Source organism: Isoptericola sp. NPDC058082 (genome assembly GCF_042885055.1).
Lineage (GTDB): Bacteria > Actinomycetota > Actinomycetes > Actinomycetales > Cellulomonadaceae > Isoptericola.
In genome coordinates this window covers 1-20,755 of sequence record NZ_JBHVSQ010000018.1, presented here as the reverse complement: position 1 = coordinate 20,755, position 20,755 = coordinate 1, and the positions used below count along the sequence as shown (strand labels likewise).

Sequence of the window (20,755 nt, the reverse complement as noted above, 5' to 3'; positions counted from 1 at the left end):
AAGGGGCGAAAACCCCCCCCCCCACCCCCGCTTTACAAGGGGTGGCTTAGTGTGTTGCCTTGCTCCCCCCGCCAGCTTCCCCTCTTGGGTTTTTCCCGACCCACACCTGCTGCACGTTGACGAACTCCTTGATGCCGTGCGGGCCGAGCTCGCGCCCGTAGCCGGAGCGCTTCACCCCGCCGCTCGGCAGCCGGGGGTCGGTCTTGACGATGCCGTTCACCGAGACCTGCCCGGCAGCGATATGGGGGGCCATCGCCTCGCCACGCTCGGGCGTCGTCCAGACGCTCGCCGCGAGGCCGTACTCGGTGCGGTTCGCCGTCTCGAGCGCCTCGTCGGCGTCCGCCGCCCGCATCACCGCCATGACCGGGCCGAACGTCTCCTCGCAGGCGGCGGTCATGTCGTCGGTGACGTCGTCGAGCAGCGCGGGCGGGTAGAACCAGCCCGGGCCGTCGGGCAGCTCGCCGCCGAGCAGCAGCCGCGCCCCCGCCTGCACCGTGCGGGTGACCTGGCGGTGCAGGTTCTCGCGCAGGTCGGCACGGGCGATCGGCCCCACCTGCGTGGCGGGGTCGCGCGGGTCGCCGACCTTCAGCGCGGCGAGGCGGTCCCGGAGCCGGTCGACCAGGGCGCCGTGCACGGCGTCCTCCACGATGACCCGCTTCGCGGCGATGCACGACTGGCCGGCGTTGATGATCCGCGACAGGGCGATGGTGTCGGCCGCGGCGTCCAGGTCGGCGTCGGCGAGCACGACGCACGGGTCGGAGCCGCCGAGCTCCAGCACGGCGGGCTTGATCTCGGCCGCCGCGACGCTCGCCACCGCCGCGCCGCCGCGCGACGACCCGGTGAACGACACCGCCTGCACGCGCGGGTCGCGGATGACGGCGGCGACGTCCGCGGTCTCCAGCGGCAGGTTGAGGAACACCCCCCGCGGCGCGCCCGACGCCGACAGCGCCCGCGCGAAGACCTCGCCGATCGCCTCCGCGCAGCCGGGCACGTGCGGGTCGTGCTTGAGCACGCCCGTGTTGCCCGCCATGAGAGCCGGCGCCGCGAAGCGCAGGGCCAGCCAGAAGGGCGCGTTCCACGGCAGGACGCCGAGCACCGTGCCCAGCGGCAGGTGCTGCACGTAGCTGCGCGTCGCGTCGGAGGCGATCTCCTCCGCTGCCAGGTACGCCGCCGCGTGCTCGGCGTAGTGCTCGGCGCACCAGGCCGCCTTCTCGACCTCGCCGAGCGCCTCGGTGATCGGCTTGCCCATCTCCTGCGTCATCAGGGGGGCCAGCTCGTCGGCACGGGCGCGCAGGTCGGCCGCCACCGCGTGCAGCACCTCGGCGCGCCCGTCGACCCCACGGTCCCGCCACGCGGCCCGCGCCGCCTCGGCGGCCGCCAGGGTGGCGTCCACCTCCCCCGGCGTCGCCGCCGGGACCTCGCGGACCGTCTCGCCCGTGCTCGGGTCCGTCGCGATCAGCATCGTCATGCGGTCTCCTCCTCCGTCGCGTCCATGCCGTCGGTGGCCGGGCCCGGCACGAGCGCGAGGGAACCGCCGTCCGACGGTTCGCCGCCGATCCGTCCGCCATCCGCGGCGGCGTGCTCGGGCTTGCAGGTGAAGTCCTCGCCCAGGGTGAAGAACGACTCGCACCCGTCGGCGGTCACCCGCACCGTGTCGGAGATGCCGACGGTCTTGTCGCCGTCGACCCCCCACATCCACGGGATGATGTGGAACGTCATCCCCTCGCGCAGCACGCGCGGGTCGCCCTGGTTGAGGCTGACGATGTAGCCCTCGTCCCAGCTGGGTGGGAACGCGATGCCGATCGAGTACCCCGACCGGGTCACCAGCCGCGCCCCGACGCCGTTGTCCGAGATGATGTTCCGCACGATGTTGTCGGCGTCGGACACGGTGAGCCCGGGCCGGATGGCCGCCTTGACCTCCGCGAGCGCCAGCTTCATCCGCTCCTGCGCCACCAGCATGCTGCGCGAGAGGTCGTCGAGCACCACGGTGCGCATCATCGCGGTGTGGTACCGCCGGAAGCAGCCGCCCACCTCGAGGAAGACGTGCTCCCCCGGCCGCACGGTGCGACCCTCCCAGGTCGCGTGGCCGATCATGCTCCGCGGCCCCGAGGTGACGTACGGCATCACCGCGGGGAACTCGCCGCCGGAGCGGAACATCGCCGACGCGATCTCCGCCGCGATCTCGTTCTCGGTCACGCCGGCGGCGACCGCCTCGATGCCCGCCGCCATCCCGACCTCCGTGGCGCGCGCGGCCCGCCGCATGACCGCGATCTCGGCGTCGGACTTGGTCACGCGCCCCTCCTCCACGATGCCGAAGCAGTCGAGCAGGCGGCCGTCGGTGAACGAGTTGTGGATGTAGTCCTGGTGGTAGGCCGGGAAGTAGTAGCTGTTGCGCTCGTACCCGACGTCCTTGGTGTCGAGCCCGAACTCGCGCAGGGACTGCACGAGGCTCTGGATCGCGTCGCCGGTGTCCGGGTAGGGGCGGGTCAGCTCCACCCACGTGCGCGCGTGGACGTTCGACTCCTCCATGGCACGGGTGATCATGAACGGCTCGTCCTCGAGCGGCACCACCAGCGCCTGGAAGAAGGAGTACCCCGTGGTCTGGTAGTCCGTGAGGTACATGAGGTTCTCGGGGTCGGTGATGACCACCGCGTCCAGCATCCGCTCCGCCATGCGGCGGCGCAGGTCGCCGAGGCGTCTCGCGTACTCCTCGAACGGGAACGTCATGTCGTCGCGCTGCCGCATGCCGGCCTCCTTCTGCTGTCACGCGCCCCGGCAAGGTTGCTCGAGGGCGCTAGAGGGTGTCGCGCACCGCCCCCGCGAGGATCTCCAGGCCCTCGTCGAGGTCGTCGTCGGGAATGGTCAGGGGCGGGATGAGCTTGAGCACGCGGCCGCCGCTGCCGCACGGCCCGATGAGCAGCCCGCGGGCGAAGCACTCCGCCGCGACAGCCTTCGCGAACGCGCCGTCGACCACGTCGAGGCCCTGGATCATCCCGCGGCCGCGCACGGCGAAGCGGCGATCCTTCCCGGCGGACCCGCGGTCGGGGACCTCGGCGGCGAGGCCGTCCAGCACGGACACCATGCGCTCGGCCTTGGCGTGCACCTCGTTCATGAGCTCGTCGTCGTCGAAGTAGGTCAGCGCCTCGCGCCCGGCCACGAACGACAGGCCCTGGCCGCGGAAGGTGCCCGTGTGCTCGCCCGGAGCCCAGTGCGCGTCCAGCTCGGGCCGGTTGAGGTTCATCGCCAGGGGCGTCCCGTAGCCGCCGATCCCCTTGGCGAGGCACACGATGTCGGGGTCGAGCCCCATGCCGTCGAAGCTGAAGTAGCTGCCGGTGCGGCCGCAGCCCACCTGGATCTCGTCGATGACGAACAGCGCCCCGACGTCGCGGGCGAGCCGCTGCACGGCGTGCAGCCACTCGGCGCCGGCCACGTTGACGCCGCCCTCGGCCTGGATCGTCTCGACGACGAACGCGGCGGGGGGAAGCAGCCCGCTCGACACGTCGGCCAGCTGTTCCCGGTACGCCTCGAGCGACGCGAGACCGCCCCCGGGGGCGGTCTCGAACGGCAACCGGTGCACGTTCTCCAACGGCACCCCCGCGGCCCGGCGGAAGACGTCGTTGCCCGTGAGCGCGAGCGACCCGAGGGTCATGCCGTGGAACCCGTGCGTGAAGGCGACCACCTCGCGCCGGCCGGTGACCTTGCGGGCGAGCTTGAGCGCCGCCTCGACGGCGTTGCTGCCCGTCGGCCCCATGAACTGCAGCCGCATCGTCATGCCGCGCGGCTCGAGCACCGTGGAGACGAACTTCGAGATGAAGTCCCGCTTGGTGGTGGTCGCCATGTCGAGGCTGTGCGCGACGCCGTCGGCCTCGAGGAACTCGATCATGGCCCGTTTCATGCGCGGGTTGTTGTGCCCGAAGTTCAGCACCCCCGCACCGGCGAAGAAGTCGACGTAGCTACGGCCGGCCTCGTCCACCTGCCGCGCGTTCGACGCCGAGGCGAACACCGTGGGATACGTGCGGCTGTACCCCCGGATCTCGGATTCCCACTTCTCGAAGACCTCCATCAACCAGATGTAGGTGCCCGAGGCCTCCCCCGTCAAGGAACTCGCGGGACGACCTGCGTAACGTTCTGATGTCGCGGGCCGGGGCCGAACGTGGCGCGGTAGGCGGCGGGCGAGACCCCCAGCGCCCGCGCGAAGTGCTGGCGCAGCGACGCGCCCGTGCCGAACCCGGCGCGGCCGGCGACGGCGTCCACGGGGAGGTCGGAGCGTTCCAGCAGGTCACGAGCCCGCAGGAGGCGCTGCTGCAGCAGCCACTCCCCGGGCGAGAGACCGACCTCGCGGCGGAACCGGCGGGTGAAGGTGCGGGTGCTCATCGACGACTGCCGGGCGAGGCGGTCCAGCGAGAGCGGCTCGTCGAGGTGCTCGAGCGCCCACGACCGCGCGGTGCCGGTGTGGTCCCCCGCCGGCTCGGGCACGGGGGCGTCCACGAACTGCGCCTGGCCGCCGTCGCGGAAGGGCGGCACGACCGTCCGGCGTGCGACGTCGTTCGCGACCGCCGCGCCGTGGTCGGAGCGGATCAGGTGCAGGCACAGGTCGATCCCGGCCGCCTCGCCGGCCGACGTGAAGACCCGACCGTCCTCGGTGAACAGCACGTCCGGGTCCAGCTCGACCGCCGGGAACGCGCGCCGGAACCGCTCGGCCGACATCCAGTGCGTCGTCGCCCGGCGCCCGTCGAGGAGGCCGGCGCGCGCGAGCGCGAACGCCCCGGTGCAGATCGACGCGATCCGCGCGTCCGGGCGGACCTGCCCCAGCAGCTCCGCGAGGGAGCTCTGGCCCGGGGCCACGCCCTCCTCGTCGGGCGCGCCGGTGTCGTCCAGCGCGTGCGAGGCCGGCACCACCACGGTGTCGGCGTCGACGAGCGCCTCCGGACCGTGCGGGACGTCGAGGGCGAAGTCCGCGTCCGAGCGGACCCGGCCCGGCACCGCGGCGCACGTGCGCACCTCGTACAGCCGCTCGCCGCCCGGACCCCGGGCCGTGCCGAACAGCTGGTGCACGGCGCCGAGCTCCAGCGGCATCACGCCGTCGCGCACGAGGACCGTGACGCGGTGCGGACGCGCACCGGGTGCGGCCGTGGCGATGCTCGCCGGAGTCGTCATGGCTCGATCTTTGCACAGGGTGGCTCTCCGGCCACTTCCGGAGGCGCGCGCGGACCGGCAGCGTGGTCGTGGTGGGCGGCGGGCGCCGCCCTTCCCGAGAACCTCGTACCGAGACGGAGCAGCGATGGAGGTCCTGATGGAGAACCCGACGGAGAACGCGACGGAGAACGCGACGGACGATCGGACGGACGACCGGACGGACGCGACGACCGACCCGATGAGGGTGCTGTGGGTGCTCGCCCACCCCGAGCCGCGGTCGCTCACCGCGCACCTGCGCGACGACGGGGTCCGGGCGCTGCGGGACGCCGGGCACGAGGTGGTGCAGTCCGACCTGTACGCGATGGGCTGGGACCCCGTGGTGACGGCTGCCGACTTCGGCGACGCCGCGGACGACCGGCTCGACGTCGCGGGGGCCTCGGAGCGCGCCCTGCGCCGCGGGCAGCTCGCGCCGGACATCCGGGCCGAGCACGACAAGCTGGCTTGGGCCGACACCGTGGTCCTGCAGTTCCCCCTGTGGTGGCTGGGCGTCCCCGCCATCCTCAAGGGGTGGCTCGACCGGGTGCTGGTGCAGGGCTACGCGTACGGCGTGCGCGACGCGGCGACCGGGCGCACCCGGCGGTACGGCGACGGCGGACTGGCGGGCCGGCGCGCGCTGGCCGTGGTGACGGTCGGCGCGGGCACGGGGCTCGGGCCGCGCGGGCTGCACGGCGACCTGGCCGAGACGCTGTTCCCCCTGCTGCACGGCACCTTCTGGTACACCGGCATGCAGGTGGCGGAGCCCGTGCTGGTGCTCGGCGCGAACCGCCTCGACGACGCGGGCTACGCCGCCGTCTCGGCCGGCCTGCGCGAGCGGCTGCTCGCCCTGCCCGACGGCCCGGTGCTGGCGTACCGGAGCCAGGACGGCGGGGACTACGACGAGCGCGGCGAGCTCCACGACGCGCTGGAGCCCGGCCGCCGCGGGCTGGGCGTGCACCTGCGCGCGTGAGGCACGGACGTCACGGCCGCCGGCGCCGGGGCGGCACGAGGTTCGCGAGCGACGAGTACCGCGGCACCCAGCGCGCGAGCGCGGCCGCGGACGCGCCGCCCAGCGTGGCGGTGGCCCACACCCCGGCCGCGAGCGAGCCCAGGGCGGCCCCGGCCGACAGGATCAGCGGCCCGAGCGCGTCGCCCGTGTCCTGGAACAGCCGCCACACGCTGAGGAACGTGGGCCGCACCGCGGCGGGTGCGACGTCGGCGCCCAGCGTCATGACGATCCCCGAGCCCATGCCGTTGCCCACGCCGAGCAGGGCGGCGACCACGGCGAGCGCGCCGGCGGTGTGCGCGAACGGCAGCACCGCCAGCCCCACCGCCATCGTGAGCATCGACGGGACGGCCACCCACAGCCGGCCGAACCGGTCCATCACCTTGCCCGCCGGGTAGAACAGCAGCATGTCCAGGGCGCCCGAGACGCCGAAGACGAGCGACGTCACCTCGGCGTCGAGGCCCAGGTGCTCGCCCCACAGCGGGATGACCGTCTGCCGCGCGCCGCGCACGGCGCTCACCAGCAGGATGGCGACGCCGAGGGTCGCGAACAGCTGCCTGTGCTCGCGCGCGACCGCCGCGATGGACACCCGCGGACCGCCGGCGGGGCGCGGCAGCGCGGCGTCGGCCCGCGGCTCCGGCCGCACCAGGGCGATGACCAGCACCGCGACCAGCGCGGAGCCCGTGCCCAGCCAGAACGCGCCGTGCAGCGACGTCGCCGCGATCATCGCGGCCCCCGCGAACGGCCCCAGGAACAGGCCGATGCGGTGCACCCCCGCGAGGGTCGACATCACGCGCGCCCGCCGCAGCGGCGGCGTGATCTCGGTGAGGTACGCCTGCCGGGCGAGGTTGAACACGGCGTTCGCCGCGCCGAGCGCGAGCACCCCCGCGGCCAGTCCCCACAGCGCCGACGACAGCGCGATCGTCGTGAACGCCACGACGGCGACGCTGCCGGCGACCAGCATCGCCACCCGGTCCCCGAGGCGCTGCGAGAGCGCCCCGGCGGGCAGGTCGAACGCGATCTTGCCGAGCGGCAGCAGCGCGGCCACGAGGCCGGCGACCGTGAGGGTGGCGCCACGGCCCGTGGCCGTGACCGCCACGACCGGCAGCAGCGCACCGATGCCGATCTCCAGCACCAGGGTCGGGAGGAACGCCCCGAGGACGACGCTACGGAACGGGAACAGCGGCGGGGACGGCACGCACCCTTCCTATCGCAAGGGCCCCGTCCGGGGCCGGTCCGTTCACGAACGTCTCGTCCCGCCCGCCGGTCAGTGCATGCGGTCAGTGCATGCGGTCACTGCATGCGGTCAGTGCATGTAGAGGCCGCCGTCGACGTTGAGGGTCTGCCCGGTGATGAAGCCGGACTCCGCGCCGACGAGGAAGCTCACCGCGGCGGCGACGTCGTCCGGCATTCCCACCCGGTCGACCAGCAGGTCCGCCGCGAGCTCCGCCTTGCGCTCCTCGCTCAGCGTGCCGCCCATGATGTCCGTGTCGATCGGGCCGGGCGAGATCGCGTTGACCGTGATGCCGTGCGGGCCGAGCTCCCGCGCCAGCGCGCGCGTGAGGCCGACCACCCCGGCCTTGGCGACCGAGTAGGGGGTCTTGCTGTACGTCCCCCCGCCGCGCTGCGCCGAGACCGAGGAGAGGGAGACGACCCGCCCGACGCCCGTCCGGAGCATCTCGTCGGCGACCGCCCGCGTCACGTGGTGGACGCCGTCGAGGTTGATGCGCAGCACCCGGTCCCACTCCGCGTCGTCGAGCTCCAGGTACGGCGTCGGGGAGCTCACCCCCGCGACGTTGACGAGGGCGACGACGGGCGGCAGCGCCGCGGCGAGGTCCCCCACCGCCGCCCGGACCGCCTCCGCGTCGCCGACGTCGACGCCGGCGCCGGCCGCCTCGCCGCCCTCCCGGACCAGCTCCTCGGCCAGGTCCTTGACCGCCGGCCCGTCGACGTCGAGCAGGCCGACGGCCCAGCCCTCCCCGGCCAGGCGGTGCGCGACGGCGCGGCCGATGCCCCGCTGCGAGGCGGCGCCCGTGACGATCGCGGTGCGGGACGTGGGGAACGTGTTCATCTGGTCATCTCCTGTGGATCGGTGTGTCTCGGCCCGCACGGCAGGGCGGCCGCGGGGCTCAGTAGGCGTAGTCGACGCCGCGTCGCCAGTCGGGGAACTCCCAGTCCGACCGCGACACCGAGGCCCCCGCCGCGCTCGCACGCTCGATCGCCGAGTCGAGGCTCTGGGAGCACGTGTCGCTGAGCTTGGCGAGCTCCCCCCGCAGGTCGGTGACGTCGCCCCCGAGGTAGCCCTGCACGATGTCGCCGAGGTGCGGGGCCACCGGGGCCTGGACCGCGAGCGCCTCGTTCACCTCGACGTTGCGCACCTGAGGCTGCGGGGCGCGGAACACGCGGGTCCGGAAGTCCTCGACCAGCCACGCGTACGGCTCGATGACGTCGGCGCCGGCCACCGCGTCCAGGTTGATCGGGGGCTGGTCCATCCCCGTGGCCAGGACGGCCTGGTAGTCGTCCTGGGTGAACGACTCGAGGAGCTCGATGGCGGCCTCGGCGTGGGACGTGTTCCCGGCGGCGAAGAAGGTGGGGGCCGGCGCCCCGCGCGTGATGACCAGGTCCTCGCCCTCGGGCGTGAGCTCGCCGGCCACCGCCATCTTCGGCAGGTGGGCCTCGTTGAGCGCGCGCACCCCGCCGGGTGACCACGGGCCGTCGATGAAGAAGCCGACGTTGCCCGCCGCCCAGCGTCCCCGCGCGTCGGGGACCTGGAACGAGTTGGTGCCGGGCAGCAGCCAGCCGCTGTCGGAGATCTCCTTGACCAGCTCGACGACGTTCAGGTACGCGTCGTCGTCGTACGCGTACTCACCCGTGTCGTAGCGCAACCCCTGCCAGCCGGGGAACCCCGCCGCCTGGGCGAGGTCGTCGACCTGGTCGCGGACGCGGCCCGAGTCCCCGAGCGCCAGCGTCATCGGGACGTACCGGCCGTCGTCGGCGATCGTCTTGAGCGCCGCACGCAGCTCGTCGTAACTGTGCGGCGGCTCGAAGCCCACGTCCTGCGCGATCTCGGAGTTGTACCAGGTGCACGCCCAGTACTGGCGGTCGGACATCAGCGGCAGGCCGTACACGACGCCGTCGAGCATGGTGACGCCCTCGACGAACGTCCCCTCGGGGAACCGCCCCATCGCCGCGTCCGAGAGCGTGATGGCGTGCAGCCAGCCCGACTCGACCAGCGCCGACAGCGGCAGCCCCAGCACGTTGGAGTAGATGTCCGGCAGCTGCTGCGACTGGTTCGCCAGCTGGAGCGCCTCCACCGCCTTGCTCGGCTCGTTGTACGTGTACTCGATGCCCACGCCCAGCGCCTTCGCCTGGGCGGCGGCCCATTCCTTGTGGGCCTGCTGGAGGCCCCCGAAGTGGTCCCACCAGCGCAGCCCGGCACCACCTCCGCCGGGCGCGGGGCTCGGGCCGCCGCAGGCGGTCAGGAGGCCCGCGAGGGCGGTCACCCCGACGCCTCCGATGAATCCGCGACGCGAAAGCTCGGTCATTGCTGTCTCCTCTTCGAGAACGAACGACGGATCGGGGAACGCCTACGACTTCACCGCGCCGGCGATGCCTTCGACGAAGTACTTCTGCATGAAGACGAACAGGACGACGACCGGGAGGATCGAGATCACGCCCGCGGCCGCCATCCCCGGCCAGTCGGTCGAGTTCTCCCCCACGAAGGCCTGCATGCCGACGCTGACCGTGCGCAGCGCGGGATTGCTGAACGAGAAGACCAGGGGCAGGAAGAAGGCGTTCCAGGTGGTGAGGAACGTCAGGATCCCCACCGTGGCCGTGACGGGCATCGACAGCGGCAGCATGATCCGCAGGAAGACCCGGAGGAACCCCGCCCCGTCGACGATCGCGGCCTCCTCGAGGTCCGCGGGCAGCTTCCGGAAGTAGCCGGCGTAGATGAGGATCGCGGCGACGTTCGACGCGCCGGCCATCGCCATGATCATGCCGGTCAGCGAGTTGAGCAGGCCCAGCTGCATCGAGACCTTGACGATCGGGATGATCGTGTAGCCCGTCGGCACGAACAGCGTCGCGACGAAGATGCCGATGATCAGGCGCGACCCGGGGAAGCGGTAGCGCCCCACGACGTAGCCGGCCAGGGCGCAGCGGACCACGACGATCAGCGTGACGGCGACCGTCACGATCACGGTGTTGAGCAGGTAGTGCCCGAACTGCCCCGTGGTCCACGCGCGGACGTAGTTCTCCCACTGCGGCGCGTCGGGCACCAGGTTCAGCCCGCCCGCGAACACCTCCCCCGACGTCTTCAGCGACGCCGAGACCATCCAGAGGAAGGGGAAGACCCAGAGGAAGGCGCCGACGGCGAGCAGGACGGCGAAGATCCACCAGCCGCGGCGCCGAGGGCGCCGTGCCCCGCCGCGGGGGCCCGGTCCCTCGCGGTCCGGGGACCTCGTCCCGGGCCGCGGGCCGGCGTCGTGCCGTGCCGTGAGGGTGCTCATGATGCCCGTCCCTTCTGGAGCCGCTGCGAGGAGAACGTGGCCCACGCCTGGACCGCGACGACCACCAGGACGAGGAGCCCGAACAGGACCGCGGCGGCGGAGGCGAAGCCGAGCTGCGGGATCGAGGCCGCGAACGCCCAGCGGTAGATGTAGATCTCGATGATCTCGGTGCTGTAGAAGGGCCCACCGGCCGTCATCGTCTGCATGAGGTCGAACGCGTGGAAGCAGTCCTCGACGGTGAGCACCGAGATGATGAGCAGGAACGGCAGCAGCATCGGCAGCGTGATGTGCCGGAAGATCCGCACCCCTCCGGCGCCGTCGATCCGGGCGGCGTCGTACACGTCCTGCGGGATCGTCTGGAGGGCGGCCAGCCAGTAGATCATCGTGATGCCGAAGAACTTCCACACATAGGTCAGCGCCGCGGCGTACAGGGCGGTGTCGGAGTCGCCGAGCAGGTCGACGGGCGGCAGGTCGAACACGCCGAACAGGGCCGCGAGCGGGCCGGACCCCGGGTCGAGGACGAACCGCATCACGACGCCGATGATGGCCGTCGTCGTGACCACCGGCAGGAAGTAGACGGTGCGGAAGAACCGGGCGAACGGCATCCTCGGCGAGTTCAGCAGGATGGCGAGGACGAAGGCGCCGAAGATGCGCAGCGGCGCCACGACGAGCATGAACACGAGCGTGATGCGCACCGAGGACCAGAACATCGGGTCGCCGAGGACCGCTTGGTAGTTGCTGATCCCCACGAACGTCTGCTCGGAGCTGAACCCGTTCCACTCGACGAGCGAGTACCAGTAGCTCGCGACGATCGGATAGATCGTGTAGATGCCGTACAGGACGAATGTCGGCATGAGGAACGCGTAGATCCACAGGGTGCGGCGCCGTTGGCGCGAGCGCCGTTCCGGGCTCGGGCGGCGGGCGGACGGCCCCTCCGCGGCGCGGCGCGGGGCGGCTGGGGGCGGTGCTGCGGTCCGTGCTGGTGTGGTCGGCACCGCCGACCGTGTCTGACTCGCCATCGAGCACTCCGTCGTGTCGGTCCGGCTAGCGGATCTGGCTGATCGAGAAGGTGCGGGGGTCCCCACCGATGCGGGTGCCCGTGTCCAGGGCGTCGATCGCGGCCCGGTGCGCGGGCGTGAGCCCGACGCGGTCCAGCGAGGCGTTCTCGCGCATGCGCGCCGGCGAGACCGTCTTCGGGATCACCAGCCGGCCCTGGTCCAGGTGCCACCGCAGCACCACCTGGGCGGGCGTCACGCCGAGCTCCTCCGCGATCGCGACCACGTCCGGGTGGCGCAGCCCGGAGCCCTGGCCCAGCGGGGAGTACGCCTCGACGGCGACCCCGTACGCGCGGCAGGCGGCGACGACGTCGGGCTGCTGGAACGCGGGGTGCAGCTCGACCTGGTTCACCACCGGCATCTGGTCGGCGAACCCGGCGAGCTCGTCGAGGTGCTCCGCGAGGAAGTTCGAGACGCCCACCGCCCCGACCCGGCCCTCGTCCCGGAGCCGTTCGAGCGCCCGCCAGGAGTCCTGCCACAGGCCGGCGGCGGGGTTCGGCCAGTGGATGAGATAGAGGTCGACGTGGTCGAGACCCAGCCGATCGCACGTCTCGTCGTAGGCCCGCAGCGCCTGGTCGTACCCCTGGTCGCCGTTGCGGAGCTTCGAGGTCACGAAGACCTCGTCGCGCGGCAGGCCGGAGGCCCGCACCGCGGCACCTGCGCCCTCCTCGTTGACGTACGCGGCCGCGGTGTCGATGTGCCGGTAGCCGGCCTCGAGGGCCTGCTCCACGACCTGCTGCGCCTCCGCGGACGGCACCTGGAAGACCCCGAGCCCGACCTCGGGCACGACCGTGCCGTCGCGGAGGGTGCGGGTACGCCGCAGGGTCGCGCTCATCGGACCGGTCGCCGTCCCGGTCACCGGACCGGCTCCAGGACGAGCAGGGACACCGCCGGCAGCGGCAGGGCGACCGACAGCTCCGCCTCGGACGACGGGACCGCCACCTGACGCGCGGGCTCCAGCTCCTCGAGCCCCTGGCGTGCCTGGAGCAGCGCGAGCTGCGCGTCGGTCGGCAGCTGGGGCGAGCCGGCCTCGACCCAGGCGGTGTGGGCGTTGCTGTGCCCGGCGTCGATGCGGAAGTGGCTGAGCGTGTAGGCCTCGGCGTCGAGCCCCGAGACCCGGAGCGTGACGTCGGCCTCGAGCTCGTCGCGCTGGTACTGGTCGTCGGTGTGCCGCCAGACGAGGACCGCGACGGTGCCGGACGTCGAGCGGGACGCCAGGGCGTCGATCTCCTCGGGCATGCTGGCACCGTCGGCCTCGTCGAGCAGCGTGACCGGGTGCGCGGCGTCCGAGACGGCGTCGACCCGTCGTTCGCCGAGCCGGCTCAGCGCCCGGTACGCGTTGAGCAGCGGCTTCTCGAGCCCGCCGGCCGTGAGGAACGCCCGGGTCCCCTCGAAGTACCGCTCGCCCTCGAAATAGAAGCTCCAGGAGGTGGCCTGCTCGACCCGAACCTCCTCCGTGTCGTTGAGGTCGAGGAGCTTCTTCATCAGCTTCACCTGGAACACGGGGTAGTACTCCGTGTTCTGGAACTGGAAGTTGGCGTTGTCGTAGACGCTGTAGTGCGCCGGCACCCCGGCGTCGCACTCGTCCACGATGGCGGGGAGGCCGCGGTACTCCTCGAACTCCGCGATCACCCGGAGCATCCGGCGGACCTCGAACAGCATCTTGTGCGCCGACGGGTTCTGCTTCTCCGGCGCCTCGCCCCCGGTCGGGCCGTAGACCCGCCAGGGCGTGAACGCGGAGCCCTTCGTGTGGAAGGAGACGAAGTCGATCGGGTCCCCCTGGTCGCGGGTGTGCCGGAGGAAGCCGCGCAGGAACTCCACGCCCGCCCCCGTGACCGCCGGCCCGCCGACCTTCGCCCCCGGGAGCACGCTGCGCACCGCCCGCGCCGTGACCGAGTAGAGGTCGTAGAACTCCTGGGGCGTGCCCTTCCAGTAGAAGATGTCGGGCTCGTTCCACAGCTCCCAGAGCCAGGTGCTCACCTCCTGCTCGCCGTACCGCTCGAGGCAGTGCCGGGCGTGCGCGGCGACGAGGTCGCCCCAGCGGCCGTAGTCCCTGGGCGGGTAGGCCCAGGCACCGGCCTCGTAGCTGCTGTACACCGTGGGGCTGGGCGTCACCCGGAGCTCGTCGGCCGCGTCGGGCAGGAGGTCGCGCGGGGTGAACGCCAGCTCGACGAGCACGTGGTGCCCGGCCTCGACGATCGCGTCGTACGCCTGGTCGACGATCGTGAAGTCGTAGACGGCGTCGCCCGCGGCGTCCTCGTGGTAGACGTTCCCGTTGCCCCAGTGCGGGATGCCGAAGCCGGTGCCCGAGCAGAACACGTAGTGCGGCCGCACGTGGAACCCGCGGTCCGTCAGCTCCCCGAAGGTCTGCAGCAGCCGGCGGCCGGTCGCGGTGTAGGTCCAGTTGATCTCGTCGAACCCGATGCTCTCCCAGATCCGGGCGAGGTCTCCTCGGTCGGCGCCCGCGTCGACCCGGACGACCGCGCGGCGCACGTGCGGCGCCGAGGGGTCGCTCGGTGCCGAGCTCGGGAAGCTCAGGTCGGTGCCGATTCCAGGGTTCACGTCCACGCTCGAGCTCACGTTCGCGCCTCTCATGCTCACGGCCGGCAGCGGTGCCGGGTCGTCACCGTCGACGACAGTCAGCGACACTAGGAGGCGAGTTCATAGATTGTCAACAACATACTGTCGCCAATGAGCCCGTAGGATGAACGTCAGCCGCTCCCCGACGTCGAGGCGCGGCGGCCCGCCGTACGAAATGATGGGGCGGGCGTGACGAGAGGAGCGTGTCGATGAATCCGCTGGGGACTGCGCCCCGGGCCACCCTCGCCGAGTACGTGGTCGGCGTCATCCGCGACGAGATCGCGCGCGGGGAGCTACGACCCGGCGAGCACCTGCGCGAGACCGAGCTCGCCGCGGCGCTCGACGTGAGCCGCGGACCGGTGCGCGAGGCGCTCGCGATCCTCGAGGCCGAGGGACAGGTCGAGATCCGCCGCCACCGCGGCGCGTTCGTCAGCGTCCTGACCCAGAAGGACGTCGAGGAGGTGCACACCCTGCGCGCCGCCATCGAGGTGCTGGCGGCGGAACGCGCGACCGTCCGCATGACCGGGTCGCACCTCGCCGAGCTGGACCGCATCCTCCTGGCGATGAAGAGCACGTCGGGCTCGGTCGCCCCCGAGGAGGCGGTGCGCCTGGACCTCGCGTTCCACGACGTCCTCTACGACGCCGCCGACCACGCCCGCCTGCGCCGGGTCTGGTCGTCGATCCGGAGCCAGGTCGCGTTCTTCCTGCACGTGCGCAACGTGAACTTTCCCGACTTCCCCACGGTCGGGCACGTCGAGCACCTGGAGCTGCGGACGGTGCTCAGCCAGGGCGACCCCGTCGCCGCACGGGTCGCCGTCGAGAAGCACATGACCGGGTCGTTCGCGCGCCTGAGCCGGCTCGAGCTGCCGTCGGACGTGGAGCGCTAGGCCACCACCGCGTCACGCGCGCCGCGTCGTGAGGAGCAGCGCGGGCAGGTGCCGCTCCTCCCCCGCGGTGCGTGCGGCGATCTCGGCGTCCGAGACCGTCGTGGACGACCAGGCGGGCCCGTCGAACGCGGCGCGCAGCCGGTCGTCGGTCGTGCCCCAGCCGAGCCCGGCGGCCACGGACATCGCGAGGACGGCGACGAGCGCGTCGGACGGGCAGATCACCTCCAGCCCCGCCACGTAGGCGGCGCGACCCGCGTCGTCCAGGGTGTGCAGCAGCCCTGAGTCGAGGACGGTCCGTGGCCGCACGTCCAGGCGGTCGAGCCGGCGGGCGTCCGCGACCTCGAAGCGCACCTCGCCGGGCGGGTCGACGATCGACTCCGCGGCCCGCTCCCGCGCGCGGGAGATCGCGTGCGCCGCGGCGTCCACGCCCACCACCCGGTGGCCCGCCCGGGCGACCGCGAGCGCCAGCACGCCCGTGCCGCAGCCGACGTCGAGCACCGGGTCGGCGAGCACCGACCGGCGCACGAGCGCCAGGAGCGCGGGCTGCGGGCGCCCGATCTCCCACGGCGGCGGGACGTCCGCGGCGTAGAGGGCGTCGAAGTCGTGTACCTGGCGGGCCATGCGAGCACCTCCCGACACCCATCCTGCGCCCGACGCGCCCCGCTCGACGGCTACCGCCAGGCCAGGACGGCGAACGGCAGCGCCGCGACGACGGCGCCGGCGGCGAGCACGACGCCGTCCGTACGGGTCCACGGCGCAGGCTCCGCCCAGGTCCGCCGGTGGGCGCCCGCGAAGCCCCGGGTGTCCATCGCGACGGACATGGCCGCCGCGTCGCGCAGGGTGGCGGCCAGCACGGCGAACGTCACCGACGCCGCGTGGCGCGCCCTCGAGAGCGGGCCCCGGCCGGGCCCGACACCGCGCGACCGACGCGCCCGCGACGCCTGCTCCCACACGGCACCGAGCCGCTCGAACCGCTGCAGCGCCGCGGCCACCCCGACGACGAAGCGGGCCGGCAGGCGCAGCCGCTGGCCGAGCTGGTCGGCCAGCCCGCTCGGGTCGACCAGCGGGGCGAGGGCCACGCCGGGCAGGGCGAGCACCGCGATGCGGGCCCCCGCGACGGCCGCCACCACCGGGTCGTGGCCACCGAGCAGCCACGTCGACCACGCCACCGACGCGACCGCGACGACCACCGCGAGGTAGCGGGCCGGAGAGCCGGCGCCGCGCGGCAGGAGCAGCAGCCCGAGAGCCAGCGACCCGCCCAGCGCGACGGCGGCGCTCGCGACGTCCCGGACGCCCAGGGAGGCGACCAGGCCGAGCAGCCCGAGGGCCACGAGCACGAGGGCGTTCACGCGCCCCAGCGCGCCGGTCACACCGCCACCGTCGCTCGCTCGCTCGTCGCGCCGCCGAGCCGCACCTGGTGCCCCGCGAGGGCGACGAGGTGCGCGTCGTGGGTGCTCGCCGCGACGGTGGCGCCGTGCCGGGCCGCGGCGCCGGCCCACCCGGCCACCGCCGCCCAGGTCCCCCTGTCCTGGCCGACGGTCGGCTCGTCGAGCAGCACGAGCCCCGGCCGGTGCGCCAGCGCCGCCGCCAGGGCGAGCCGCCGCTGCTCGCCGCCGGACAGCCGGAACGGATGCGCGTCGGCGAGGTGGTCGAGGCGCAGCAGCGCGAGCACGGCGTCCACGTCCACCCGGACGCCGAGGCGCCGGCCGGTGAGCTCCACCTCGTCCCGCACGCGCAGCGCGAGCAGGCCGTGCTCCGGGTGCTGCGGTACCCACCCGCAGGACCGCGCGAGCTTCTCCGAGCGGGCCGTCCGCCCCGGGACGCCCCGCACCTCGCCGGCCGTCGGCCGCAGGTGCCCCGCAAGAGTGGCGACGAGCGTGGACTTCCCCGCCCCCGAGGGCCCCGTGACGGACGTGAGGCGGCCCGCGGGCAGCCGCGCGGCCACGCCGTCGAGGGCACGCGTCGTGGTGCGACCGCGCAGGCCGCGGGTCACCAGGTCGACGCGGAGGCCGGCGACGACGACGTCCGGCCCGGGCACGTCCGGCGCCACCAGCGCCGCGGGAACGGACAGCGGGGACGGCGCCGCCACGCCGGGCAGCCAGACGCCGGCGCGCGTCAGGTCGTCCCGCAGGGCGGACGGGACGTCGCGCAGCGCGGCGGGCGCGACGTCGTGCGTGACCCGGCCGCCCGGTCCGAGCACCACGACGCGGTCCAGGTGCTCGAGCCACGGCCCGACGTGGTGGTCGACCACGACGAGGGACGTGTCCGAGCCCTCCAGCGCGCCGACGACGGCGGCGCGCACCTCGGCCGCCGCGGCGGGGTCGAGCATCGCGGTCGGCTCGTCCAGGAGCAGCAGGCCCGGCGCGCTCGCCAGCGCCCCGGCGAGCGCGAGCCGCTGCAGCTCGCCGCCCGAGAGGGCCGACGTCGGCCGGTCGGGCGGGTGGCGCAGCCCGACCCGGTCGAGAGCCTCCCCGGCCCGGCGCCAGATCTCGTCCCGCGGCAGGCCGGCGTTCTCGGGGCCGAAGGCGACGTCCCGGCCGATCCGGGCCGCGACGACCGCGGAGCCCGGGTCCTGCGGGACGAGCCCCACCCCGCCGTCCACGTGGACGGTCCCGGACAGCTCGCCGGGCAGCGGGTCGCCCAGCACGCCCGCCAGGGCGTGCAGCACGGTCGACTTGCCCGCCCCGCTGGGACCGACCAGCCCCAGGCGCTCCCCCGCGCCGACGGTGAGGTCGAGGCACTCGATCGTCGGGGCCCGGCGCCCGGTGGGCCGCCAGCACAGCCCTCGCACGCGAACCCGGACGTCGTCGTGCGCCACGCCGTCAGGCCGGCGCGCGGTCGACGGCACGGTCGACGGCGCGGTCGGCGAGGTCGCGACCCGGGCCGAACGCGTCGAGCACGCCCGCCCGCGCGAGGGCGCGCACGAGCGCCGCGCCCCCGAGGCCGGCGAGCAGCGCGCCGGAGAGCGCGAAGAGGCCCAGGTACGCCAGGCGGAAGCCCCACTCCCAGTCCGGGTAGTACGCGAACCACTCGTACACGGCGCCGCACGCGCCCGCCGCCGCGCCCGCCAGGGCCGCGACCGCGGCGCCGAACCGCCGGTAGAGGAACAGGGCGAGGACGAGCTCGGCGCCGAACCCCTGGACGACGCCGGAGACGATCGCCGAGAAGCCCCAGCCGGCGCCGAGCAGCGCCTCGACGCTCGCGGCGACGACCTCGGTGAGCAGCGCCGCGCCCGGACGGCGGACGATGAGGCCGCCCAGCACGCCGCCGAGCAGCCAGCCGCCCCCGAGCAGCCCGGTGGCCGGCGGGAAGGCGACCGCCAGCCCGGCGGAGAGCAGGTGGTAGAGCTGGGTCCAGCCCCAGAAGACGACACCGACGGCCACGCCGAGCATGGCCACGGTGACGAGGTCGACGGTGCGGTACCGCAGGGACGCGCTGCGCGCGAAAGTGGGCGCGGACATTCCAGGTAACTCCCTTCGCCGGTGCTAACCGGAGCAGGTTCCAAGGGTCTGCGGCTGTGCCCGCACTCTCAGCGCCCCTTCGACGGCGCTCCCCTGTCATGGGTGTCTTCAGATGTGACTTCAGGTGTGACCTCACGGCGGCCGACGACGCGGCCGCAGGTCCGACCCTAGGCGACGACGGCGTCGACGCAAGGGCGTCCCGCACCGTGAAACCCCTGGTCACGCAAGAAGGCCCGGAACCGTGTGGTTCCGGGCCTTCTCGTCGGGGTGGAGCTGAGGGGACTCGAACCCCTGACCCCCTGCATGCCATGCAGGTGCGCTACCAGCTGCGCCACAGCCCCGAGAACCGACTCTCGCGGCCGACGGGCGACCGGGCGATTCGTCTGATTCGGTGCGTTCCTCCGGGCTTGCGCCCCTCGGGAACGTCGATATCTTAGGCAGACTTCGGGCCAGGTTCCAAATTCCAGTCCGGCCCCGCCTGCCAGCGGTCCAGGGGGTACCCCGCGCCCACGTTGTGCGCCACGAGGCGCCAGGCGGGCACGGCACCCTCGCCCGCACGGTGCAGGTGCGACCAGTGCACGTTGTGCATCCCCGACAGCCCGCGCCACGTGGTCGGGTCGAGCCCGAGCAGCGCCGTCACCGCCAGCGAGATGGCGGCGCCGTGCGACACGACGACGAGCGTCGCGTCGTCGTCCAGGTCCCCGGCATGCTCGGCCAGGGCCTCGGCCATGCGCTCCGCGACCGCCGCCTTCGTCTCGGCCCCCGCGCCCACGGGCTCCGCGCCCAGGCGCCAGGCGGCGTACTCCTCGGGCCAGCGCTCCTGCAGCTCCGCGCCCGTGAGGCCCTCCCAGGCACCGAAGCCGCGCTCACGCAGGCGCTCGTCGGTGACCAGGGGCTGCCCGCCGAGCGCGTCCGCGTACGCGGTCGCCGTCTCGACGGCGCGCCCCAGGTCGGACGACACGATGCGCGTCGCGCGGTGCGACGACGCGAGCGCGGAACCGCCCTCCGCCGCCTGCCACCGCCCGACCTCGTCGAGCGGGATGTCGATCTGCCCCTGCAGCCGCAGGGACGCGTTGTAGGCGGTGCGGGCGTGCCGCAGCAGGACGACGGTGCCGGCCGTCACCGCTCGTCGCCCGCGAGACGGATCGCCCCGTCGCCCCCGCCGTCGCCGTACTCGGCGGCGGCCGCCGCGCCGTCACCGCCGCGCGCGTCCTCCGGCAGCTCCACCGCCGGGCAGTCCTTCCACAGCCGCTCGAGCGCGTAGTACACGCGGTCCTCGGCGTGCTGCACGTGGACGACGACCTCCCCGAAGTCCAGCAGCACCCACCGTGCCTGCGCCTTGCCCTCCCGACGGATCGGCTTGGAGCCGGCGAGGAACATCGCCTCCTCGACGGCGTCCACGATCGCCGAGACCTGGCGCTCGTTCGTGCCGGAGGCGATGAGGAACACGTCGGTGAGCACCAGCTGGTCGCTCACGTCCAGCGCGATGATCTCCTGCGCCTTGCGGTCCGACGCGGCCCGGGCGGCGACGACCGCCAGCTCGACGGCGCGGGGGCTAGCGGTCATGCAGCGGCTCCGGGGTGCTCGTACGTGAGGGAGACGCCGGCCGCGGGCGCGGCGGCGTCGGTATCGGTCTGGAAGTTGCTGTCGTCGGGCGCCTGGAGCAGCAGCTTCCAGACCAGGAGCCCCAGCACGAACGCGACGACCACGAGGACGATGTAGTGCAGCCAGGTGTACGACGCCTCCGGCTCGTCCCAGTCCTCGTCGTCGTCCTCGTCGTCCAGCGGCGCGGCCGACCGCGCGCGGACGGGCTGCTCCGACGCGACCAGCGCGTCGAACGGGGACGCGGCGGGTCGCTCCGGCGCGGCCGACGGCTGCGCGGGGCCCGCCGCGGGGCGGGACGGCGGCACGGACGCGGGCCGCTCGGTGGTCGGGCTCGCCCAGGGCAGCGGGGGCGCGACCGACGTGGCGGCGGGCGGCGCCGGGCTCGGTGCCGCCTGGGCGGGCGGCGCCGAGGCCGCGGTGGCGCCGAACGGCGACGCGGTGCCCGTCGTCGCGAACGGGGAACGGCGGGCGGGGCCGTCGG

The 20,755-nt window shown here is 73.9% G+C and carries 19 protein-coding genes, 1 tRNA gene, 1 pseudogene and 1 riboswitch; of the genes and pseudogenes, 2 read left to right on the top strand and 19 right to left on the bottom strand.

What is annotated here, in order from left to right:
- Positions 1–46: 46 nt before the first annotated feature.
- The 4 genes from ACFVS0_RS18620 to ACFVS0_RS18605 are packed head-to-tail and all read right to left on the bottom strand — an operon-like array spanning position 47 to position 5,157.
- The gene (locus ACFVS0_RS18620; protein WP_430588791.1) at positions 47–1,468 is read right to left on the bottom strand and encodes an aldehyde dehydrogenase family protein; all 1,422 of its coding nucleotides are present in this window, start codon (positions 1,466–1,468) and stop codon (positions 47–49) included.
- Positions 1,465–2,745, bottom strand: a complete 1,281-nt coding sequence (gene doeA / locus ACFVS0_RS18615; protein ID WP_430585558.1) for an ectoine hydrolase — start codon at positions 2,743–2,745, stop codon at positions 1,465–1,467. The genes ACFVS0_RS18620 and doeA overlap by 4 nt, the downstream gene beginning before the upstream one ends.
- A 49-nt stretch (positions 2,746–2,794) precedes the next feature.
- Positions 2,795–4,063, bottom strand: a complete 1,269-nt coding sequence (locus ACFVS0_RS18610) for an aspartate aminotransferase family protein (protein WP_430588790.1) — start codon at positions 4,061–4,063, stop codon at positions 2,795–2,797.
- A gap of 32 nt (positions 4,064–4,095) precedes the next feature.
- Entirely contained in the window at positions 4,096–5,157 is a 1,062-nt protein-coding gene (locus tag ACFVS0_RS18605; RefSeq protein ID WP_430588789.1) for a GlxA family transcriptional regulator, read from the bottom strand.
- Between the two features lie 136 nt (positions 5,158–5,293).
- Between ACFVS0_RS18605 and ACFVS0_RS18600 the strand changes: the two genes are divergently transcribed.
- The gene (locus ACFVS0_RS18600) at positions 5,294–6,142 is read left to right on the top strand and encodes an NAD(P)H-dependent oxidoreductase (RefSeq protein ID WP_430564999.1); all 849 of its coding nucleotides are present in this window, start codon (positions 5,294–5,296) and stop codon (positions 6,140–6,142) included.
- Positions 6,143–6,152: 10 nt separating this feature from the next.
- Here ACFVS0_RS18600 and ACFVS0_RS18595 read toward each other — a convergent pair whose 3' ends face one another.
- The 7 genes from ACFVS0_RS18595 to ACFVS0_RS18565 form a co-directional block, all read right to left on the bottom strand.
- Positions 6,153–7,376, bottom strand: coding sequence for an MFS transporter (locus tag ACFVS0_RS18595; protein WP_430550166.1), 1,224 nt, complete (start codon positions 7,374–7,376; stop codon positions 6,153–6,155).
- Positions 7,377–7,484: 108 nt separating this feature from the next.
- Complete coding sequence (locus ACFVS0_RS18590) at positions 7,485–8,249, bottom strand: SDR family NAD(P)-dependent oxidoreductase (RefSeq protein WP_430588788.1); 765 nt, start codon at positions 8,247–8,249, stop codon at positions 7,485–7,487.
- A gap of 58 nt (positions 8,250–8,307) precedes the next feature.
- On the bottom strand, positions 8,308–9,723 hold the full coding sequence (locus tag ACFVS0_RS18585) for an ABC transporter substrate-binding protein (RefSeq protein WP_430588787.1): 1,416 nt from the start codon (positions 9,721–9,723) through the stop codon (positions 8,308–8,310).
- 42 nt (positions 9,724–9,765) lie between these two features.
- Entirely contained in the window at positions 9,766–10,686 is a 921-nt protein-coding gene (locus tag ACFVS0_RS18580; RefSeq protein WP_430588786.1) for a carbohydrate ABC transporter permease, read from the bottom strand.
- Positions 10,683–11,540 (bottom strand): carbohydrate ABC transporter permease, encoded by an 858-nt coding sequence (locus ACFVS0_RS18575; RefSeq protein WP_430564995.1) that lies wholly within the window; start codon positions 11,538–11,540, stop codon positions 10,683–10,685. The genes ACFVS0_RS18580 and ACFVS0_RS18575 overlap by 4 nt, the downstream gene beginning before the upstream one ends.
- A gap of 190 nt (positions 11,541–11,730) precedes the next feature.
- Entirely contained in the window at positions 11,731–12,576 is an 846-nt protein-coding gene (locus ACFVS0_RS18570) for an aldo/keto reductase (protein ID WP_430564994.1), read from the bottom strand.
- Between the two features lie 20 nt (positions 12,577–12,596).
- Positions 12,597–14,321 (bottom strand): glycoside hydrolase, encoded by a 1,725-nt coding sequence (locus tag ACFVS0_RS18565; RefSeq protein WP_430588785.1) that lies wholly within the window; start codon positions 14,319–14,321, stop codon positions 12,597–12,599.
- Positions 14,322–14,530: 209 nt separating this feature from the next.
- Here ACFVS0_RS18565 and ACFVS0_RS18560 point away from each other — a divergent pair, with 209 nt between their 5' ends.
- Positions 14,531–15,208, top strand: coding sequence for a GntR family transcriptional regulator (locus ACFVS0_RS18560; protein WP_430564992.1), 678 nt, complete (start codon positions 14,531–14,533; stop codon positions 15,206–15,208).
- 12 nt (positions 15,209–15,220) lie between these two features.
- Here ACFVS0_RS18560 and ACFVS0_RS18555 read toward each other — a convergent pair whose 3' ends face one another.
- The 8 genes and pseudogenes from ACFVS0_RS18555 to ACFVS0_RS18520 all read right to left on the bottom strand — a co-directional run.
- The gene (locus ACFVS0_RS18555) at positions 15,221–15,829 is read right to left on the bottom strand and encodes a class I SAM-dependent methyltransferase (RefSeq protein ID WP_430588784.1); all 609 of its coding nucleotides are present in this window, start codon (positions 15,827–15,829) and stop codon (positions 15,221–15,223) included.
- Between the two features lie 50 nt (positions 15,830–15,879).
- Complete coding sequence (locus tag ACFVS0_RS18550) at positions 15,880–16,578, bottom strand: energy-coupling factor transporter transmembrane component T (protein ID WP_430564990.1); 699 nt, start codon at positions 16,576–16,578, stop codon at positions 15,880–15,882.
- Positions 16,575–18,026, bottom strand: a complete 1,452-nt coding sequence (locus tag ACFVS0_RS18545) for an ATP-binding cassette domain-containing protein (protein ID WP_430588783.1) — start codon at positions 18,024–18,026, stop codon at positions 16,575–16,577. The genes ACFVS0_RS18550 and ACFVS0_RS18545 overlap by 4 nt, the downstream gene beginning before the upstream one ends.
- Positions 18,027–18,030: 4 nt before the next feature.
- The gene (locus ACFVS0_RS18540) at positions 18,031–18,669 is read right to left on the bottom strand and encodes an ECF transporter S component (RefSeq protein WP_430588782.1); all 639 of its coding nucleotides are present in this window, start codon (positions 18,667–18,669) and stop codon (positions 18,031–18,033) included.
- Positions 18,663–18,774, bottom strand: a riboswitch (TPP riboswitch). It overlaps the preceding gene by 7 nt.
- 163 nt (positions 18,775–18,937) lie before the next feature.
- Positions 18,938–19,010: transfer RNA gene (locus tag ACFVS0_RS18535), tRNA-Ala, on the bottom strand.
- Positions 19,011–19,102: 92 nt separating this feature from the next.
- Positions 19,103–19,792, bottom strand: coding sequence for a histidine phosphatase family protein (locus ACFVS0_RS18530; RefSeq protein WP_430550171.1), 690 nt, complete (start codon positions 19,790–19,792; stop codon positions 19,103–19,105).
- Positions 19,789–20,235: a ribosome silencing factor gene (rsfS, locus tag ACFVS0_RS18525; protein ID WP_430545659.1), complete on the bottom strand. Its 447-nt coding sequence runs from the start codon at positions 20,233–20,235 to the stop codon at positions 19,789–19,791. The genes ACFVS0_RS18530 and rsfS overlap by 4 nt, the downstream gene beginning before the upstream one ends.
- Positions 20,232–20,755 (bottom strand): annotated as a pseudogene (locus ACFVS0_RS18520) (hypothetical protein); the annotation flags it as partial. The pseudogene ACFVS0_RS18520 and the gene rsfS, both read right to left, overlap by 4 nt.

Coding starts and splice junctions, on each gene's coding strand:
- ACFVS0_RS18560 (WP_430564992.1), top strand. CDS start 14,531: ATGAATCCGCTGGGGACTGCGCCCCGGGCCACCCTCGCCGAGTACGTG.
- ACFVS0_RS18585 (WP_430588787.1), bottom strand. CDS start 9,723: ATGACCGAGCTTTCGCGTCGCGGATTCATCGGAGGCGTCGGGGTGACC.
- ACFVS0_RS18605 (WP_430588789.1), bottom strand. CDS start 5,157: ATGACGACTCCGGCGAGCATCGCCACGGCCGCACCCGGTGCGCGTCCG.
- ACFVS0_RS18600 (WP_430564999.1), top strand. CDS start 5,294: ATGGAGAACCCGACGGAGAACGCGACGGAGAACGCGACGGACGATCGG.
- ACFVS0_RS18575 (WP_430564995.1), bottom strand. CDS start 11,540: ATGCCGACATTCGTCCTGTACGGCATCTACACGATCTATCCGATCGTC.
- ACFVS0_RS18580 (WP_430588786.1), bottom strand. CDS start 10,686: ATGAGCACCCTCACGGCACGGCACGACGCCGGCCCGCGGCCCGGGACG.
- doeA (WP_430585558.1), bottom strand. CDS start 2,745: ATGCGGCAGCGCGACGACATGACGTTCCCGTTCGAGGAGTACGCGAGA.
- ACFVS0_RS18570 (WP_430564994.1), bottom strand. CDS start 12,576: ATGAGCGCGACCCTGCGGCGTACCCGCACCCTCCGCGACGGCACGGTC.
- ACFVS0_RS18590 (WP_430588788.1), bottom strand. CDS start 8,249: ATGAACACGTTCCCCACGTCCCGCACCGCGATCGTCACGGGCGCCGCC.
- ACFVS0_RS18620 (WP_430588791.1), bottom strand. CDS start 1,468: ATGACGATGCTGATCGCGACGGACCCGAGCACGGGCGAGACGGTCCGC.
- ACFVS0_RS18555 (WP_430588784.1), bottom strand. CDS start 15,829: ATGGCCCGCCAGGTACACGACTTCGACGCCCTCTACGCCGCGGACGTC.
- rsfS (WP_430545659.1), bottom strand. CDS start 20,235: ATGACCGCTAGCCCCCGCGCCGTCGAGCTGGCGGTCGTCGCCGCCCGG.
- ACFVS0_RS18610 (WP_430588790.1), bottom strand. CDS start 4,063: ATGGAGGTCTTCGAGAAGTGGGAATCCGAGATCCGGGGGTACAGCCGC.
- ACFVS0_RS18540 (WP_430588782.1), bottom strand. CDS start 18,669: ATGTCCGCGCCCACTTTCGCGCGCAGCGCGTCCCTGCGGTACCGCACC.